Origin of the sequence: Candidatus Methylopumilus universalis (assembly GCF_006365315.1) — a bacterium.
Classification (GTDB): domain Bacteria; phylum Pseudomonadota; class Gammaproteobacteria; order Burkholderiales; family Methylophilaceae; genus Methylopumilus; species Methylopumilus universalis.
This window is the reverse complement of sequence record NZ_CP040968.1, coordinates 557326-574884: the sequence shown is the minus strand read 5'-3', so window position 1 is coordinate 574884 and position 17559 is coordinate 557326. Positions and strand designations below refer to the sequence as shown.

General features: G+C 37.2%; 16 protein-coding genes. 3 read left to right on the top strand and 13 right to left on the bottom strand.

Translation table 11 applies throughout. From position 1 onward, the window contains the following. Positions 1-168: 168 nt before the first annotated feature. From FIT79_RS03135 to FIT79_RS03085, 11 genes are all read right to left on the bottom strand, one after another. A complete protein-coding gene (locus tag FIT79_RS03135) occupies positions 169-1797 on the bottom strand; it encodes a type IV pilus assembly protein FimV (protein ID WP_139875578.1) in 1629 nt (542 codons plus the stop codon). A 9-nt stretch (positions 1798-1806) separates the two neighbouring features. Beyond that, the gene (gene asd / locus FIT79_RS03130; protein WP_139875577.1) at positions 1807-2922 is read right to left on the bottom strand and encodes an aspartate-semialdehyde dehydrogenase; all 1116 of its coding nucleotides are present in this window, start codon (positions 2920-2922) and stop codon (positions 1807-1809) included. A gap of 19 nt (positions 2923-2941) precedes the next feature. Then, a complete protein-coding gene (gene leuB / locus FIT79_RS03125; protein WP_139874480.1) occupies positions 2942-4000 on the bottom strand; it encodes a 3-isopropylmalate dehydrogenase in 1059 nt (352 codons plus the stop codon). Between the two features lie 24 nt (positions 4001-4024). Next, positions 4025-4660, bottom strand: a complete 636-nt coding sequence (gene leuD, locus FIT79_RS03120; protein WP_139867564.1) for a 3-isopropylmalate dehydratase small subunit — start codon at positions 4658-4660, stop codon at positions 4025-4027. 3 nt (positions 4661-4663) lie between these two features. Then, positions 4664-6067 carry a 3-isopropylmalate dehydratase large subunit gene (gene leuC / locus FIT79_RS03115; RefSeq protein WP_139875576.1) on the bottom strand — a complete coding sequence of 468 codons (1404 nt, stop codon included), beginning with the start codon at positions 6065-6067 and terminating at the stop codon, positions 4664-4666. An 8-nt stretch (positions 6068-6075) separates the two neighbouring features. After that, positions 6076-6570 carry a YajQ family cyclic di-GMP-binding protein gene (locus FIT79_RS03110; RefSeq protein ID WP_028817921.1) on the bottom strand — a complete coding sequence of 165 codons (495 nt, stop codon included), beginning with the start codon at positions 6568-6570 and terminating at the stop codon, positions 6076-6078. Positions 6571-6598: 28 nt separating this feature from the next. Beyond that, positions 6599-6910 (bottom strand): pyrimidine/purine nucleoside phosphorylase, encoded by a 312-nt coding sequence (gene ppnP, locus FIT79_RS03105; protein WP_139867560.1) that lies wholly within the window; start codon positions 6908-6910, stop codon positions 6599-6601. A gap of 11 nt (positions 6911-6921) precedes the next feature. Further along, positions 6922-8136, bottom strand: coding sequence for an argininosuccinate synthase (locus tag FIT79_RS03100; protein WP_139875575.1), 1215 nt, complete (start codon positions 8134-8136; stop codon positions 6922-6924). Continuing rightward, positions 8129-9052, bottom strand: a complete 924-nt coding sequence (gene argF / locus FIT79_RS03095) for an ornithine carbamoyltransferase (RefSeq protein ID WP_028817918.1) — start codon at positions 9050-9052, stop codon at positions 8129-8131. The genes FIT79_RS03100 and argF overlap by 8 nt, the downstream gene beginning before the upstream one ends. Positions 9053-9071: 19 nt before the next feature. Beyond that, positions 9072-10250: an aspartate aminotransferase family protein gene (locus FIT79_RS03090; protein ID WP_139875574.1), complete on the bottom strand. Its 1179-nt coding sequence runs from the start codon at positions 10248-10250 to the stop codon at positions 9072-9074. A 66-nt stretch (positions 10251-10316) separates the two neighbouring features. Next, positions 10317-10808 (bottom strand): urate hydroxylase PuuD, encoded by a 492-nt coding sequence (locus tag FIT79_RS03085; RefSeq protein WP_028817916.1) that lies wholly within the window; start codon positions 10806-10808, stop codon positions 10317-10319. A 279-nt stretch (positions 10809-11087) separates the two neighbouring features. Between FIT79_RS03085 and FIT79_RS03080 the strand changes: the two genes are divergently transcribed. Both FIT79_RS03080 and FIT79_RS03075 read left to right on the top strand, forming a co-directional pair. After that, the gene (locus FIT79_RS03080; protein ID WP_139875573.1) at positions 11088-12206 is read left to right on the top strand and encodes an aromatic ring-hydroxylating oxygenase subunit alpha; all 1119 of its coding nucleotides are present in this window, start codon (positions 11088-11090) and stop codon (positions 12204-12206) included. Continuing rightward, positions 12203-13066, top strand: coding sequence for a DMT family transporter (locus FIT79_RS03075; protein ID WP_223259652.1), 864 nt, complete (start codon positions 12203-12205; stop codon positions 13064-13066). The genes FIT79_RS03080 and FIT79_RS03075 overlap by 4 nt, the downstream gene beginning before the upstream one ends. Here the strand turns inward: FIT79_RS03075 and FIT79_RS03070 are convergent. Together FIT79_RS03070 and FIT79_RS03065 are read right to left on the bottom strand one after the other, a co-directional pair. Further along, positions 13052-13690: a response regulator gene (locus FIT79_RS03070; protein ID WP_139867550.1), complete on the bottom strand. Its 639-nt coding sequence runs from the start codon at positions 13688-13690 to the stop codon at positions 13052-13054. The two genes, FIT79_RS03075 and FIT79_RS03070, sit on opposite strands and share 15 nt — an antisense overlap. Positions 13691-13702: 12 nt before the next feature. Continuing rightward, entirely contained in the window at positions 13703-15412 is a 1710-nt protein-coding gene (locus tag FIT79_RS03065) for a PAS domain S-box protein (protein WP_139875572.1), read from the bottom strand. A 168-nt stretch (positions 15413-15580) separates the two neighbouring features. Here FIT79_RS03065 and acs point away from each other — a divergent pair, with 168 nt between their 5' ends. Beyond that, entirely contained in the window at positions 15581-17557 is a 1977-nt protein-coding gene (gene acs / locus FIT79_RS03060; protein ID WP_139875571.1) for an acetate--CoA ligase, read from the top strand. The last annotated feature ends 2 nt before the right edge of the window (positions 17558-17559 follow it).

The window sequence follows — 17559 nt, the reverse complement described above, 5'->3', positions numbered from 1 at the left end:
CTAATAATAAGTTTAGGTATTGAAAACTTTATAAAAAAAGAAAAAACTAAAATAAAAAAAAGCAAAAAAAGATTAAAACTAAAATTATATTTATTGATTAACAATAAAGCACATAAAATACCTACCAATTTAACTAATGCATGCACGATAGTTTAATCGTTCAATGGCCTAATCAAAATGAGTTGGCTTCTGATCTTTATCCGATAAATTGCTTGTAGTGCCTGACAAATCGTTATCTTCTATAGTGCTTTGTTCTTTGATTGGTGGCGCTTCAGAACCAGCTATTTCAGAATAAAATTTATCTTTATCAACACTCATTGAATCAATAAGTTCTTTTTGCTCTTTCTGTCTTTTAATTTTGATAACAAAAAGCATAATTAAGATAGCCAATAGAACACCTAAGAAAATAAATAGGCCACTAGACGATGATACGCTTGAAGCTTCCTTATCAGATGCCAATTGTGCATTTGCTTTTTCTTCACTAGGGGTATCAGAAATAGAAGATTTAAAAGATGTGTCTGCAGGGACGGCTATATCATTTTTATTCGCATCTGCTTCACTTGCCTGACTGATGAGCGAGGTAAGTTCTGGCTTAGATTCAACTATGGGTGCTTTGGTAGTTGAATCTTTAGTTTGATTAACTTGCTTTGATTTCTCTTGAAGATCGAATAAGGCTTGATTAGATATGGTTAATATTTTTTTTGCATCAGCGAGTTCTTTTTCCAAAAGAATAATTTTTTGTTCGGCATCTTTGATATTTTTTTCTAAGGCCGTCTTATCATCATTAATTTGATTAATTTCTTTTTGAATAATTTCTTTACTATTTTTAGTATTAGTTAACGTATCACCTGTTAATTTAATGCGCGGCGCAGAAGAAGCTGGCTGATTTTGAATAATGGTTGCAGGCGTTAAAGGCACTTCAGGCGTAGTCGAAATTACTTTGGGGCTATTTGCAACAGCCTCAGCAGTTTTTGTACTATATTTATTCCATTGCGAAGATTGAATTTTAATTTCAGCCATAGCTTTTGCATGGGTTAAATTCATAAAATCATCTTTTGTTGGCAAGGCAATCTTCTGTCCAACTTCTAAACCGTTAATATTTTTATTCGTAAAAGCAAGCTCATTAAGATTAAAAATACCAACAACCATTTGTTCGGTAGTAATGCCAGGTATTTTATTTTCCCTTGCAATTTTATATATAGTATCTGCAGGTTTAACCGTTATTGATTTTGAGGATAGATCAGCAGGCTTATTTTTCTCTAAAGGTTTAAGATTATTTTTATTTTCTTTTTCAAAAGTAATCTTATTTTTATCAACGCTTTCCTTTACCTCTTTTTTATCATTCATCGGCAATGGCTCTGCTTTATCAATAGCTACAATTTTCTCCTGCTGAATAATAGGTGTCTCTGGTGGGTCGAGAAGTACGGTATATTCACGGTAATTTCTTCCTTTTGCTGAATCGACTTGAATGAGCAAATCTAAAAATGGATCCGGCACAGGCTGAGTGCTTTTCAGCTTTAGGATGGTCTGACCTTTTTCATTTTTTTGTAGTTCAACAGAAATATTATTGTGGATAGCAAGACGCTCTATACCTTGCGACTCATAACTCTCTTTCGTTGCCAGTGATGTCTTAAGTTTCGATAAATCTTCACCTGGCGTTAACATCATTTCAATTTCAGCATTTAGGGGCTGCCCTTGAGATGATGTCACAACGATTTTACCCAGCTGCAACGCATTGCCAACAAGCGGTAGCAAAAGTAAGCAAAATAAAAATAAGTTTTTAATTTTTTGGCTCATAAATTTCTTTTAAATAGATTTAATAAGTATTCTTAAAATACGTCTAAGAGGCTCTGCAGCACCCCATAGCAATTGATCACCCACTGTAAAAGCTGAAATATATTCAGGCCCCATATTAAGTTTTCGAATTCTGCCTATAGGAATAGAAAGCTTGCCTGAGACTGCAGCAGGACTTAACTCTTTCATTGAAATTTCTCTCTCATTTGGAATTAACTTCACCCATGGATTAGCGTTACTTATGGTTTGATTAATTTCTTCCAAAGAAATACTCTTTTTTAATTTAATTGTTAGGGCTTGACTATGGCATCGCATAGCGCCAATGCGCACACACAATCCCTCAATGACGATTGGATTGTTTTCTCTTCCGAGAATTTTGTTGGTTTCAGCCGAACCTTTCCACTCTTCCTTACTTTGACCATTATTTAAATCTTTATCAATCCAAGGAATTAAGCTTCCCGCTAAAGGGACACCAAAATTATCAATTGGAAAATCTCGAGATTTAAGTGTAGACGAAACATTTCGGTCTATATCTAAAATAGATGTCTTGGGATCATTGATTAAATCTTTTGCATGGTTGTAAACATCTCCCATTTGAGAAATAAGCTCTCTCATATTTTGAGCCCCAGCTCCACTTGCTGCCTGATAGGTCATTGATGAAATCCATTCAACAAGATCTTTCTTGAACAAGCCATCAAGCGCTAAAAGCATTAGGGATACAGTACAATTTCCACCAATCCAATTTTTATTGCCTTTTTTATATGCTTCTTGAATGAGGTCACTATTTAGGGGATCTAAAATAATTACTGCGTCTTTTTCCATTCTCAATGAAGAAGCCGCATCAATCCAATGTCCCTGCCACCCCGAATCTCTTAATTTAGGGTATACGTCAGATGTATAGTCTCCGCCCTGACATGAAAGAATAATATTCATGGCTGCTAGTTCTTTAATGTCATGTGCATCTTTCACAGCACTTTTACTTCCAGAGAAAGATGGCGCTACGTTTCCTGTTTGAGAAGTAGAAAAAAAGGTTGAGTCAAATTCCTTAAAGTCATGTTCCTCTTGCATGCGTTGCATGAGAACTGAACCTACCATACCTCTCCAACCGACAAAACCAACTCGATTCATTAAATTTCCTGTTCTTTAATTAGTTAAGTGATGCAATTACCGCTTCACCCATTTCACTACAGCTTACTTTTTTATCACCAGCAGAATAAATATCTGCTGTTCGGAAACCGCGGCTTAATGCTTTTTTTACAGCAGATTCAATTTTATTCGCATTTTTTTCATCATTGAATGTGTATCTAAACATCATGGCCAAAGATAAAATTGTGGCAAGCGGATTTGCAATATTTTTTCCAGCAATATCAGGCGCTGAACCATGACTAGGCTCATACATGCCTTTATTATTGCTATCGAGAGATGCGGATGGGAGCATACCGATAGAGCCAGTTAACATAGAGGCCTCATCCGATAAAATGTCTCCAAAGATATTTCCTGTAACTAATACGTCAAATTGTTTTGGATTTTTTATGAGTTGCATCGCGGCATTATCAACATACATATGAGTCAATTCAACCTCGGGATATTCTTTTGAAATGTCGATCATAATTTGACGCCATAACTCTGTTGCTTCTAAAACATTAGCTTTATCTACAGAGCATAATTTTTTCGATCGCTTCATTGCGATCTTAAATGCGACATGAGCAATGCGTTTAATTTCAGATTCTGAATATCGCATTGTGTTGATACCTTCACGCTCACCTTTTTCATTCACATGAATACCGCGAGGCTGACCAAAGTAAATATCACCTGTGAGTTCTCTCACAATCATAATATCGAGGTTAGATACAATTTCAGCTTTAAGTGAAGAGGCTCCAACAAGCTCAGGATATAAAATAGCAGGTCTTAAATTAGCAAATAGATTCAGTTCTTTTCTAATGCGAAGCAATCCACGCTCGGGTCTCTTATCCCTTGGAAGTGCGTCATATTTCCAATCACCTACTGCACCAAGAAGAATAGCATCAGATTTGACGGCTAGATCAAGTGTTGAGTCTGGAAGTGGATCGCCGAACTTATCATAACCAGCCCCCCCAATTTCTGCCTCTAATAATTCTGCACCTAGATTAAGCGCTTTTAAAACATCGACTGCTTGTTTTGTAATCTCAGGTCCGATGCCATCGCCAGGTAATATTGCAATTTTCATTTTATTTAGAAAGTCTTTCTAATTTTAAAGTAGCCATGAATTTTTTTGGTAGTAAGTCTTTTCAAATGCTTTAATGCTTTCGCTATGCTGCATTGTCAAACCAATATCATCTAATCCATTGATTAGGCAATGCTTCCTAAACGTATCCACCTGGAAACTTATTTTTTCTTTAGAAGGCAGAATAATAGATTGATTTTCCAAATCAACCGTTATTGCATAACCTTTATTTGAATAAGTTAAATCAAATAAATGATCGATGGTCTCAGCTGGCAAAACGATGGGTAGCAAGCCATTTTTAAAACAATTACTAAAGAAAATATCAGCAAAACTAGTCGCCAAAATTACTCTAAAGCCGAAATCTTCAATTGCCCACGGGGCATGCTCTCGACTTGAGCCACAACCAAAATTCTCACGCGCGATTAAGATAGTAGCTTTTTCATATCGGTCTTGATTGAGAACAAAGTCAGGATTTTTTTTTCTTTGAGTTAAGTCCATACCAGGCTCCCCGTGATCGAGATATCTCCATTCATCAAAGAGGTGTGGCCCAAAACCTGTCTTCTTAATCGATTTCAAAAACTGTTTTGGAATAATTGCATCCGTATCTACATTTGCACGATCAAGTGGGGCCAAAATACCTGTATGAGTAACAAATGGTTTCATAAATTAACTTAAAGCTCTTATATCTACAAAATGGCCATGAACACTTGCTGCTGCCGCCATTGAGGGGCTTACAAGATGTGTTCTACCCCCCTGACCTTGTCGACCTTCAAAATTTCTATTTGAAGTTGACGCGCAACGCTCGCCTGATTCTAAACGATCTGCATTCATAGCTAAACACATTGAACAACCAGGCTCTCTCCACTCAAATCCTGCATCTATGAAAATTTTATCCAAGCCTTCTTTTTCGGCCTGAAGTTTTACAAGGCCTGACCCAGGAACCACAAGCGCTAATTTAATATTTTTGGCGATTTTTTTACCTTTAAGCACATTTGCAGCTTCTCGCAGATCTTCGATGCGCGAATTAGTACAAGACCCAATAAAAATTTTATCAACACTAATTTGATTTACGGGAAGATTCGGTTCAAGGCCCATATAGGCTAATGCATCTTCAATACTTTTTCTTTTCGACAAATCGTCTTCTTTTCCTGGGTCAGGAGTCATGCCATCAATACCTACCACCATTTCAGGTGAAGTTCCCCAAGTCACTTGAGGGAGAATTTCATTTCCGTTCAGCGTGATTGTTTTATCGAATTTTGCATCTTTATCACTATGTAATGTTTTCCAATAGATTTTTGCTTTTTCAAATGCTTCACCTTTAGGTGAGAAAGGTCTATTTTCAATGTAGGATATCGTGACTTCGTCAACTGCAACCATACCGGCTCTAGCGCCCGCTTCAATTGCCATATTGCAAATCGTCATTCTGCTTTCCATAGAAAGAGTACGAATAGATTCACCAGTAAACTCAATCGCGTAGCCTGTACCACCTGCTGTTCCAATTTTTCCAATTAAAGCCAAAGCAATATCTTTTGCCGTAATACCTTTATTTAACTTTCCCTCTACCCGAACTTCCATTGTTTTAAATTTTTTTAGGATTAAACATTGAGTAGCTAAAACATGTTCAACTTCAGAAGTCCCGATACCCATAGCGAGAGCACCAAATGCACCGTGCGTGCTGGTATGAGAGTCGCCGCATACTATAGTCATGCCAGGCAATGTACTTCCTTGCTCAGGTCCAATGACGTGAACAATGCCTTGGCGATTATCATTCATAGGAAATTGTGTTAATCCGAAATGTTTACAATTTTCATCGAGCGTTTCGACCTGAATCTTAGAGATAGGATCAGAAATTCCAAGTGAACGATCTGTTGTAGGAACATTATGGTCAGGGACAGCAAGAACAGATTTATTTCTCCATACAGGCCTATGATTAATTCTTAAACCTTCGAAAGCTTGTGGACTTGTCACTTCATGAACAAGATGACGATCAATGTATATGAGATAAGTGCCAGCATCTTCTCTAACAATATGGCTCTCAAATAATTTTTCATAAAGTGTTTTGGGTTGCATGGGTCTAACTAATCTCTAAAATTTCCAAATTGAAGGGGAAAGTCTGTAATGCTTTTTTTAATGAATGCAATAGCATCTTGCAAGTTATCTCTTTTGGCGCCGGAAACACGAACACTTTCACCTTGAATAGCTGACTGAACTTTCAGACCGCTATCTTTGAGTAATTTAACAATTTTTTTTGCAAGTTCAGTATCGATACCTGATTTTAATTTCAGCACCTGTTTTGTTTTATTTCCAGATACGGTTTGAATGTCTTGAGGGTCTATTCTTTTAGAGCTATCAGCTTCTTTTTTTTCCATAGCAGGTAGCAAAATATCTTTAATTTGACCTAACTGAAAATCTGAATCTCCATAGAGGGTAATCGTTAAGTCTTTCTCTGAAAATTCGACTTTCGCGCTCGTTCCCTTAAAGTCATATCGATTAATAATCATTCGAGACGCGACATCGATGGAATTAGTTAAATTAGCCATATTTACTTCGGATGAAACATCAAAAGATGGCATACAAAATCTCCTTACTTAAAAAATTTATTTATTCGAAATGACAAACATAGTGAAGCGTGTCTGATGTTTCAATTTCAAATGATGAATTTGCGGGTACAGAAAATTTTTGATCTTCTTTATACTCGACCCATTCAGAAGCGCCATGTAATTTTACGCGGCACTGTCCTGCTAGAATTTCCATAACTTCAGCTGCCTGAGTATTGAAAGTTAATGTGCTTGGAAAAATTACGCCGACCGTACTTCTTGTTCCATTTGGAAGAAGAATGGTATGACTCACACATTTACCATCAAAATAAATATTTGCTTTTTTCTTTACACTTACATTGTCAAATTGAGCCATTTAAATTCACCTTATTTTTTAATTTTTGCTGCGATTCTCATTCTTAAAGCGTTGAGTTTAATAAAACCTGCCGCATCTTTTTGATCGTATGCGCCTCCGTCATCTTCAAATGTTGCAATGGATGTATCAAAAAGAGAGTCTGTTGCACTATCTCTTCCAATCACACTCACATTGCCTTTATAAAGCTTCAATTTAACCCAACCATTCACATTATTTTGCGTATGGTCGATGAGTGTTTGTAATGCAAGCCTCTCAGGACTCCACCAGTAGCCGTTATAAATCAAAGAAGCAAATCTTGGCATCAAGTCATCTTTAAGATGAGCCACTTCACGATCTAGTGTTATAGATTCAATTGCTCGATGCGCTTTTAGTAAAATACTGCCGCCGGGTGTTTCATAACATCCTCGAGATTTCATACCTACATATCGATTCTCTACAAGATCTAATCTGCCTATACCGTGCTTACCGCCTAATTGATTAAGAGCCGCTAATAGTTCATGCGCCTTCATGGTTTTGCCATTAAGACTCACTGGGTCACCTTTATTGAATTGAATCTCAATCGTCTCAGATTTATTAGGTGCCTTTTCAGGACTTACAGTCCATCGCCACATATCTTCTTCAGGCTCAGCGCCAGGATTTTCTAAATGACGCCCTTCATAAGAAATATGCAATAAATTGGCATCCATACTGTAAGGGCTTCCACCATTTTTATGCTTCATCTCCACTGGAATATTATTTTTGACAGCGAACTGAAGTAGTTTTTCTCGACTAAGTAAATCCCACTCACGCCATGGTGCAATAATTTTAATATCAGGATTAAGTGCATACGCTCCTAATTCGAAGCGAACCTGATCATTCCCTTTACCTGTCGCGCCATGAGAAATAGCATCTGCATTTGTTTTTTTAGCAAGCTCAATTAAACGTTTTGCTATAAGCGGTCTTGCAATTGAAGTGCCAAGCAAGTATTCACCTTCATAAATAGCATTTGCTCTAAACATTGGGAATACAAAGTCTCGAACAAATTCTTCTTTCAAGTCTTCAATAAATATTTCTTTGACGCCGGCAGCTTTAGCTTTTTCTTTTGCAGGCTCTAGCTCATCACCTTGCCCTAAATCGGCTGTAAAAGTTACCACTTCGCATTGATAGGTTTCTTGTAGCCACTTCAAAATAACTGACGTGTCTAATCCACCGGAGTAAGCTAAAACAACTTTTTTAATATCACTCATTTTTCATTTTTCCTAATAACAGGTATTCCATCAATGCTTTTTGAACATGAAGACGATTTTCAGCCTCGTCCCATACAACGCTTTGAGTGCCGTCAATAACTTCTGCTGTGACTTCCTCACCTCGATGTGCTGGAAGACAATGCATAAACAATGCATTTGATGATGCAACTGACATCATCTCCTGATCCACTTGCCAATCTGCAAAATCTTTTAAACGTTCTTCATTTTCAGATTCAAATCCCATACTCGTCCATACATCAGTTGTAACAATTTCAGCGTCTTTCGCTGCATCCATAGGGTCTTCAAATTCTTCAAAATGTTTATCGCCGTATAAGCCTGCTCGCTCAACTTCAACCTCATAACCTTTAGGCGTAGAAACATGCACATTAAAATCTAATACCTCAGCCGCTTGGAGCCATGTATTACATACATTATTCGAATCGCCAATCCATGCAACTGTTTTGCCTTGAATGGAGCCTCTATGTTCAATATAGGTAAAAATATCTGCAAGAATTTGGCATGGATGATATTCGTTGGTTAATCCATTAATCACAGGCACTCTCGAGTTTTGTGCAAATCGGTCAATGATGTCTTGCTCAAATGTTCGGATCATCACAAGGTCACACATGCGGGAAATAACCTGTCCTGCATCCTCTACAGGCTCACCCCTGCCTAATTGAGAGTCTCTCGTATTTAAATAAATTGCTGAGCCGCCTAACTGTTGAATGCCTGCTTCAAACGATAACCTCGTCCGAGTGCTAGCTTTTTCAAAAATCATTACCAAAGTTCTGTCGACAAGAGGCCAGTACTGCTTGTACTCTTTAAATTGTTTTTTGATCCAACTTGCTCTCGCGAAAATATATTCAAACTCATCTCGCTTGAGATCATTAAATCTTAAAAAATGTTTTGTTTTCATAAAGGAAATTCTGCTTATATTACTTTGCTAAAAAAAATTTAATCACTTTGGATAATCTTTCTACAAGTTCCAACACTTCTTCTTCTTTAATAATCAGAGGCGGTAAAAGACGAATCACTTTCTCCGCTGTCACATTAATAAGCAGCCCTTCATCTAAAGCTAATTTAGTTAATTCACCGCATGGCTGATCAAACTCTATACCGATCATGAGACCTAAGTTACGAACCACTTTAACTTGAGGGCAATCTTTTAATTGCCTAGTAAATTCTTCGTTAATTAGTGTCCCCATTTTTAATGCATGATTACAAAGTTTATCCTCTTCAATAATACTTAATGTTGCGAAACCTGCAGCAGTTGCTAATGGATTACCACCAAATGTAGATCCATGCTTACCTGGTGTAAAGACATGACTTGCTTTCCCTTTTGCAAGACAAGCGCCAATAGGCACACCAGAACCTAAGCCTTTAGCAAGCGTCATGACATCAGGCTTAATAGAGCTATGTTGATGCACAAACCACTTTCCAGTTCTGCCAATACCGCCTTGTACTTCATCTAACATTAATAACCAATTGTGTTGGTCACAGATGTCCCTTAAACCTTTGAGATAATTTTGAATATTGTTTGGGATATTAATACCACCCTCGCCCTGAATGGGCTCGACAAGAATTGCAACTACATTATTTTTTCTTGAAGCAATCTGCTGAATGGCTTCTAAATCATCAAAAGCTACTCGAATGAATCCGCCCACAAGAGGCTCGAAGCCAGCTTGTGTTTTTCGATTACCAGTCGCTGATAACGTTGCCATCGTTCGACCATGAAACGCTTTTTCCATTACTATAATTTCTGGCGTATCAATGCCATTTTGATGTCCATAAAGCCTTGCTAATTTGATAGCCGCTTCATTCGCTTCGCATCCTGAATTACAGAAAAATACATTATCCATACCAGAAATTGCTGTGAGCTTTTCAGCCAATTTTTCTTGTTCAGCAATATGGTAAACATTAGATACGTGAATGAGTCGTGATATTTGCTCGCTAATGGCTTTGATTAATTTTGGGTGTGTATGGCCTAAGCCGTTTACAGCTACCCCGGATAGTGCATCCAAATACTTTTTACCATCTTTAGCCCATAGCCAAACGCCTTGGCCTTTTTCAAAGGTTACGGGTTGTCTAGCGTAAGTATCCATCATTTTTGACATACAATTTTCCGTACTTATAAACACAAACGGAGGCTTAAGCCTCCGTTTGTTTCAGCTTAAATTAAATTAAAGACCGATTAATGCGCGATGACTCAATCCATTTGCCATAAAGAAAAGCATTGGGAGAGAAAGCATTAAGTTGGTTCTTGATGCTAGAAATGCGACTCTGCGAGCTTTTGCTTTTTCATCATCAGTAGCTTGAACCATACCCAGAATCTTTTGTTGGTTTGGCCAAATTAAAACCCACACATTAAATAGCATGATCGTGCCTAACCAAGAACCTATGCCAATACCTTCGTAGCCAGTTTGCAATGTAAATGCAGCAATAAAATTTTCTTGCAGAATTGCAGCGCCTGCTAACCAAGTTGCTACAGCAGCCCATCTAAACCATAATAAAGCACGAGGTGCAACATGCTTTGTGATACCGCCCGCTGACCCATCTGCAGCTGCGTCTTTTAATGCAGGAATTTGCACTAAGTTAAAGTAATAAAGTAAACCAATCCATGTAATACCGGCTACAACATGAAGCCATCTAGCAAGTCCAGGTATAAATTCCATTATTCAAACTCCTACAAAATAAAGTTTTTAAGAAAAACGTAGAGCACTAGCGTTAGAACCAAGCCTGAAATGATTGTTCCTAAAATTGAATCAAGTGGATTTTTCATCTAAAAACTCCTCTAAAAAAATGCATAAATATTCAAAGAATGAGAGTAGCTTAAATACCCGATTTAAGCAAGATAGCGGGCTTAAAAGGCGAATTAAGTTTGCAAAAAAACCGATTTAAGGCAAAATTGCCCTAGTTTTTAAAAATCATTTCCTAATACATAATAATCTCGTATGTTGACACTCAAGACGGTTGATTCCCAAGCTAAGAATTTTAGTCAGCTACCTGTTCATAGCTATATAGACCCTCATATTTTCGAAATAGAAAAAAAAGTAATTTTCGATAAATATCCAAAATATTTAGGTCATCGGCTAATGGTGCCTCAACACGGTAATTACCATGTTCTAGAAGCGCTTAATAAATCAGCAGTGCTTGTAAATAATAACGGCAAAATTAACGTATTAAGTAACGTTTGTCGTCATAGACAAGCGCTTATGCTGGAAAATCAAGGTTCAGCTTCGCATATTGTCTGCCCTCTTCATCGTTGGACTTATGGGCTTGATGGCACATTGGAAGGCGCACCCTACTTCAAGGAAAATCCATGCTTAAACTTAGAGTTATTTCCAGCCGAAGAAATTCACAATCTCATTTTTAAACAAACATATAAGCAGTCATCGATAAATGTCAAAGATGCAATGGAGTTTAAACAATTAAATCAATTATTGAATTTTGATGCATATAAACTTCATAGCGTCAAAATTGATCATTATGATTTTAATTGGAAAACATTTATTGAGGTTTATCTTGAGGACTATCATGTTTGGGCATTTCACCCCGGTCTTAATAACATCGTAGATTGTGATGATTTATCATGGGAATTTAAAGCATTTTCATCTATTCAAAAAGTACCTTTTAGAGAAAAAAATCACTCAAAAAGCTCTAAAGTTTATGACCTTTGGAAATCCAAAATCAATGAGCAAAGTGGGCATTCAAAACCACCATTTGGAGCAATTTGGCTCACGATTTATCCTTTTTTCATGATCGAATGGTATCCGAATGTTATCGTCGTCTCTCATCTCATTCCTGATGAAGCCAATCATTGCAGAAATATTATTGAGTTTTATTATCCAGAAGAAACCATTCTCTTTGATCAAGACTATATTGCTGCGCAACAAGCTGCCTATAACGAAACTGCTCTTGAAGATAAAATTATTTGTGAAAAAATGCATGAGGGAAGACGCTCACTTTTCAAAAACAAACAAGAAGATATGGGCCCTTATCACGAACCATTGGAAGATGGCTTAAAACATTTTCATCAATGGTATCAAACAGAAATGTCTTCCCATCTATGACAGATCAGAAAAAAGGCATGCTATGGATTATTATAGCCACCTTCTTTTTTTCCCTCATGGGGTCATTTGTAAAACTTGGTTCTACACATTTTTCTAGTGTTGAACTTGTGTTCTACCGTTCATTTATAAGTCTCGTATTTCTTTTTCTTTACATTGTTATAAGTCACAAAGAAATTAAAACGCCGCACCTTAGAAAACAAATTGACCGCGGTGTCGTAGGTTTCTTATCTTTAGCTTTTTTCTTTTATGCCATCGCACATCTCAATTTAGGCTCTGCCATGACCCTCAATTACACCTCGCCTATATTTCTTGGATTTTTCTTGCCCTTTATCTCGCACCAAAAAATAAAAAAATCGATTTTTATATGCACAATCGTTGGCTTTACTGGCGCTTTATTAATTCTTGATCCCCACGGCGAATGGCAAAGTTGGTTTGCGGGTTTAGTGGGATTGGTCTCGGGTATTGGTGCTGCTTTGGCTTACATTCACGTCATACAGCTAAGCAAACTTAACGAGCCTGATTGGCGAACTGTCTTTTATTTTACGCTTGTATCCTCAATAGGATCGGGATTGTGGATTAGTTTTACCGACTATCAAAAGTTGGCATGGAATGATATTTGGATATTAATCCCTCTTGGCTTGTCTGCCACCATTGCACAAATTGCAATGACACGCGCATACAGACTTGGCAATTCTATTGTCATTGGCACGCTATCTTATCTAGCAATCGTTTTTTCCGGCATTATCAGCCTTCTTTATTTTAACGAGACAATGAGGATTGAGGATGTATTGGGCGCGCTTATGATTATTATAAGTGGCGCTATCGCTTCAAATATTAGCTTGAAATCAAGGATCAATTAAGCCGCAGCGAATAGCGATCAAAGCAATCTCGGCTGAATTATTTGCATTTAACTTTTGCTTAATATTATATAAATGCGTACCAACTGTTCTTGGACTGAGACATAAGGTATCTGCAATTTCATTTGTACTTTTACCTTTAGCTAATGCTATAAAAACTTCAAACTCTCGGTCTGAAAGAATTTCAACTGGATTTGTTTCTCCTGATAATTGTGTAATAGCCATTTGTTGCGCAATATTAGGCTCCAGATAACGCTTTCCTTGATGAATAGATTTAATTGCTTTGATTAACTCTTCCGCAGCACTTCTTTTTGTCAAATAGCCCATCGCGCCAGCATTAAGCACTCGCTTGGGATGAACTGAATCTTCATGGGCTGATAAAACAAGAATTTTGGTATTTTTATCTTTAGCTATAATACGATCAATAGCTTCTAGACCTCCGATACCAGGCATTGTGATATCCATCACAATAATATCGGGTTTCAATTCTTGAAATAATTTAATAGCAACCTCGCCACTCTCTGCTTCACCGATGACTGTAATATCATCTTCGGCTTCTATAAGCATCTTAAAGCCCATGCGAACTACTGCATGATCGTCGACAAGCAAAATCTTAATTTGACTCAATCTATATCCTTTTTAAGTTGGTACAGAGATTAAAATCTGCGTACCTTGATTCTTTTTAGAAATTAATTCAAACGAACCATTCAAAGATTGAATGCGCTCCTGCATACCCAGAATACCGAAATTTTTTGTTTGATCTACTTTTTTAAGATCCATACCTTGACCATCATCACTAAAGTTTAATTCCAAAAATCCTTTTTTATTTAATACCAAATTAATGTTAATCGCTTTAGCTTTCGAATGCTTTAAAGCATTATTCATAGCCTCCTGAATAATTCGATAAATATTAATATTTAAAGTTTCATTTAGATGATTAAGATCGCCTTTAATTACCAAATGAATTTTTAAATGTTCATATTGTTTTTGCCAGGTATTCACTGTGTCTTTAATGGTTTCAGCTAAACCCAGGTTATCGAGAGAACCTGGTCTTAACTGCTTAATAATACTATGCATTCCATCATAAATCTGATTTGCAGCAGAGATAACAGAGTCTGCATTTTTTTCAATTTCAGGTGATAATTTTTTAGCCTTATTTGAAATATTAGATGCGAATATCTTAATAGCGGATACGTACTGTCCTAATTCATCATGCAGTTCTCTTGCCAAACTTCTTCTTTCATCTTCAATATGACTTTGAATTAATTGAGTGAATTTTCTATTTTCTTCGAGTTTTAATTTTGACTCTTCTGCAATTTTCTTTTCACTGATATCTCTCATGCTACAGATATCACCAATGATTTCATGAGTTATAGGATCTTTAAGTGGTGAAAATGATATAGCGACATCAACTACTTCTCCATTTTTCTTGGTTCTTTGTGTTTCTACATTGTGGATATTTTTTCCTGAATGAATTAGTTGAAAGCTTTTTCTTAATTCATTCTCATGTACTTTGGTGGTAAGCACATAAGCAGACTTCCCCAATATTTCTTTTGGAGAATACCCAAATATTTTTTCTGCCGAAGCATTCCAAAAGGAAATTTTAGATTGTAGATCGTGTATAACAATAGCATCTGCAGTTTGTTGGGCAATCAATGCGAGACGTTGATTTTCGCGAACTTTCGCTTGGAGTGAGTCGCCCATACGATTAAAGTTTTTTGCTATGACTGCAAATTCAGGAAGGTTAAAATCAGGAAGTCTCGCTTCAAAATCACCTTCACCCATTTTGGTAATTGCCTCAACCATTGGTTCAAGTGGTCGCAACCAAAAACCAAGCATCCAATACACCAGCATATTTAACAATACAAAAAATACGCACGTGATCAAAAAGAAATGCTTCATCTTGGCCCACGACTCTTTTATAGCTCCTATAGGATTTGTTTTTACAATGAGCTTACCAAATCTTACTGTTCTGGTATCTATAACTTCTTTTGGCGCTAGAGAAGTTTCAAACCATTTGGGTGGTGGGGGATCGTTTATACGATATTTAGAAAGTGGGGAGGCATAAAGAAGTTCACCTTGAAGCGTATATAAGTAAATATTACTACTTCTAACATGACCTAGCTCTTCTAAAAACCTCTTTAAGACATCATGGGTATAGCCCCATTCTGGATTTTGAGAAGAGCTTATGATAACCGTATCTAATAGCTGCATCGTCACGCGATTGGCTGACTCTACACCTTCTTGAATAGATTCTTTTGATCCTTTCATTATGGTGTAACCCATTGAAACAAAAAAGATCAACAAGATGGCTGTAATTAAAAGATTTAATCTAACTCTTAAATTCATAATGTACTGATAATAATCATAGTAATGGATGACTTTTACCACACATAAAGCCTAGCTCACAAGCGTTAAATAATGAAAATAATTGAAGTGTAATTTTTTCGCTTTACATAAAATAAATTACTACCAATAATAGGTTTAATTTTTAAAGTTGATTTTAAGTAAAAACGTATGGGTATTGAATCAGTCTTAAGCGAACATAGAATATTTCATCCAGATCAAGTGTTTGTAGATCATGCCAATGTATCTGGCATGGCTGCTTACGAAAAACTTTGCACTTCTGCAAGCGAAAATTATGAGAAATTTTGGGCTGACCTCGCTCGCGAATTAATCATTTGGAAAAAACCATTTACTAAAACACTTAATGATTCTAATGCCCCTTTTTATAAATGGTTTGAAGATGGGGAATTAAATGTTTCATATAACTGTCTTGATAAGCATTTAATTACTCAACCTAATAAAACCGCAATTATTTTTGAAGCTGATAATGGTGATATCACCAACGTCTCTTACAAAGAGCTTTATGAAAAAGTTTGTCAATTCTCCAATGGCCTAAAAACATTCAATTTAGATCTAGCTGACAGAGTTCTTATTTATCTACCTATGGGAATCGAAGCGGTTGTCGCCATGCTTGCTTGTGCCAGAATTGGATTAACACACTCAGTTGTCTTTGGAGGTTTCTCAGCAAAAAGTATTCAAGAGCGGATTAAAGATGCTCAAGCTAGACTTGTCATTACAGCAGACGTGCAATTTCGAGGTGGCAAAACACTTCCCCTTAAATCTGCAGTAGATGAAGCATTTAGTTTAGGCGGTTGTGAATCAGTGATTGGCACTGTAGTGCTAAAGAAATCAAAAGAAGGGATTGAGTTAAAAGCTAAAGAAATTTGGTGGCATGAGCTAATTAAAAATCAATTGACCGATTGTGATCCGGTATATGTTAATGCCGAACACCCCTTATTTTTACTATACACGTCAGGCTCAACTGGAACCCCTAAAGGCGTTCAGCACTCTTCAGCAGGCTATCTTCTCCATGCTTTAAATACCATGAGATGGACATTTGATATTAAAGGGGATGATGTTTATTGGTGTACGGCTGACGTGGGTTGGATAACAGGACATACCTATGTGGTCTATGGTCCTCTTGCTTCGGGAGCCACACAACTTATTTATGAAGGCATTCCGACTTTTCCTCATGCAGGTCGGTTTTGGCAAATGATAGAAAAGCATCATGTTAGTATTTTTTATACAGCGCCCACAGCAATCAGATCCCTCATTAAAGCTTCAGAATTAAATAAAGAATCTAACCCTGACACTTACGATTTATCCAGTCTTCGTCTTTTAGGCTCAGTAGGTGAGCCTATCAATCCCGAGGCATGGATGTGGTATTACGAAAAAATTGGCCATCATCACTGCCCTATTGTAGATACATTTTGGCAGACAGAAACAGGTGGTCACGTCATTACACCATTGCCTGGTGCAACACCATTAGTCCCGGGCTCTTGCACACTTCCCTTTCCTGGTATTGATGCTGCTATTGTTGATGAGGCGGGGCATGAAGTTCCATGGGGCACAGGCGGTTTATTGGTGATTAAGAAACCCTGGCCTTCAATGATTCGAACCATCTGGGGTGACCCTGAACGATATAAGAAGAGTTATTACCCTCAGGAGCTAGGCGGAAATGTTTACCTTGCAGGAGATGGGGCTATTAGAGATAAAACGACTGGGTATTTCACGATTATGGGTCGCATCGACGATGTATTGAGCGTTTCAGGACATAGGCTTGGTACCATGGAAATTGAATCTTCATTAGTTTCAAATCCTCTCGTGGCTGAAGCAGCTGTGGTAGGAAAGCCCCATGAAATTAAAGGTGAATCTATCGTAGCTTACGTGGTCCTTAAAGGCAAAAGGCCTGAAGGCGAGGAAGCTAAAGCGATCGTTAATCAACTCAGGGATTGGGTTGGAAAAGAAATAGGTCCTATTGCTAAACCTGACGATATTCGATTTGGAGATAACTTACCCAAAACACGTTCAGGTAAAATTATGCGCAGACTCTTACGCTCTCTTGCAAAAGGAGAGGAAATTACATCTGACATTTCAACCCTCGACAACCCATCCATTCTTGAACAACTAAAACAATCAATTCAATAATT

Coding starts and splice junctions, on each gene's coding strand:
- FIT79_RS03135 (WP_139875578.1), bottom strand. CDS start 1,797: ATGAGCCAAAAAATTAAAAACTTATTTTTATTTTGCTTACTTTTGCTA.
- asd (WP_139875577.1), bottom strand. CDS start 2,922: ATGAATCGAGTTGGTTTTGTCGGTTGGAGAGGTATGGTAGGTTCAGTT.
- leuB (WP_139874480.1), bottom strand. CDS start 4,000: ATGAAAATTGCAATATTACCTGGCGATGGCATCGGACCTGAGATTACA.
- leuD (WP_139867564.1), bottom strand. CDS start 4,660: ATGAAACCATTTGTTACTCATACAGGTATTTTGGCCCCACTTGATCGT.
- leuC (WP_139875576.1), bottom strand. CDS start 6,067: ATGCAACCCAAAACACTTTATGAAAAATTATTTGAGAGCCATATTGTT.
- FIT79_RS03110 (WP_028817921.1), bottom strand. CDS start 6,570: ATGCCATCTTTTGATGTTTCATCCGAAGTAAATATGGCTAATTTAACT.
- ppnP (WP_139867560.1), bottom strand. CDS start 6,910: ATGGCTCAATTTGACAATGTAAGTGTAAAGAAAAAAGCAAATATTTAT.
- FIT79_RS03100 (WP_139875575.1), bottom strand. CDS start 8,136: ATGAGTGATATTAAAAAAGTTGTTTTAGCTTACTCCGGTGGATTAGAC.
- argF (WP_028817918.1), bottom strand. CDS start 9,052: ATGAAAACAAAACATTTTTTAAGATTTAATGATCTCAAGCGAGATGAG.
- FIT79_RS03090 (WP_139875574.1), bottom strand. CDS start 10,250: ATGTCAAAAATGATGGATACTTACGCTAGACAACCCGTAACCTTTGAA.
- FIT79_RS03085 (WP_028817916.1), bottom strand. CDS start 10,808: ATGGAATTTATACCTGGACTTGCTAGATGGCTTCATGTTGTAGCCGGT.
- FIT79_RS03080 (WP_139875573.1), top strand. CDS start 11,088: ATGTTGACACTCAAGACGGTTGATTCCCAAGCTAAGAATTTTAGTCAG.
- FIT79_RS03075 (WP_223259652.1), top strand. CDS start 12,203: ATGACAGATCAGAAAAAAGGCATGCTATGGATTATTATAGCCACCTTC.
- FIT79_RS03065 (WP_139875572.1), bottom strand. CDS start 15,412: ATGAATTTAAGAGTTAGATTAAATCTTTTAATTACAGCCATCTTGTTG.
- acs (WP_139875571.1), top strand. CDS start 15,581: ATGGGTATTGAATCAGTCTTAAGCGAACATAGAATATTTCATCCAGAT.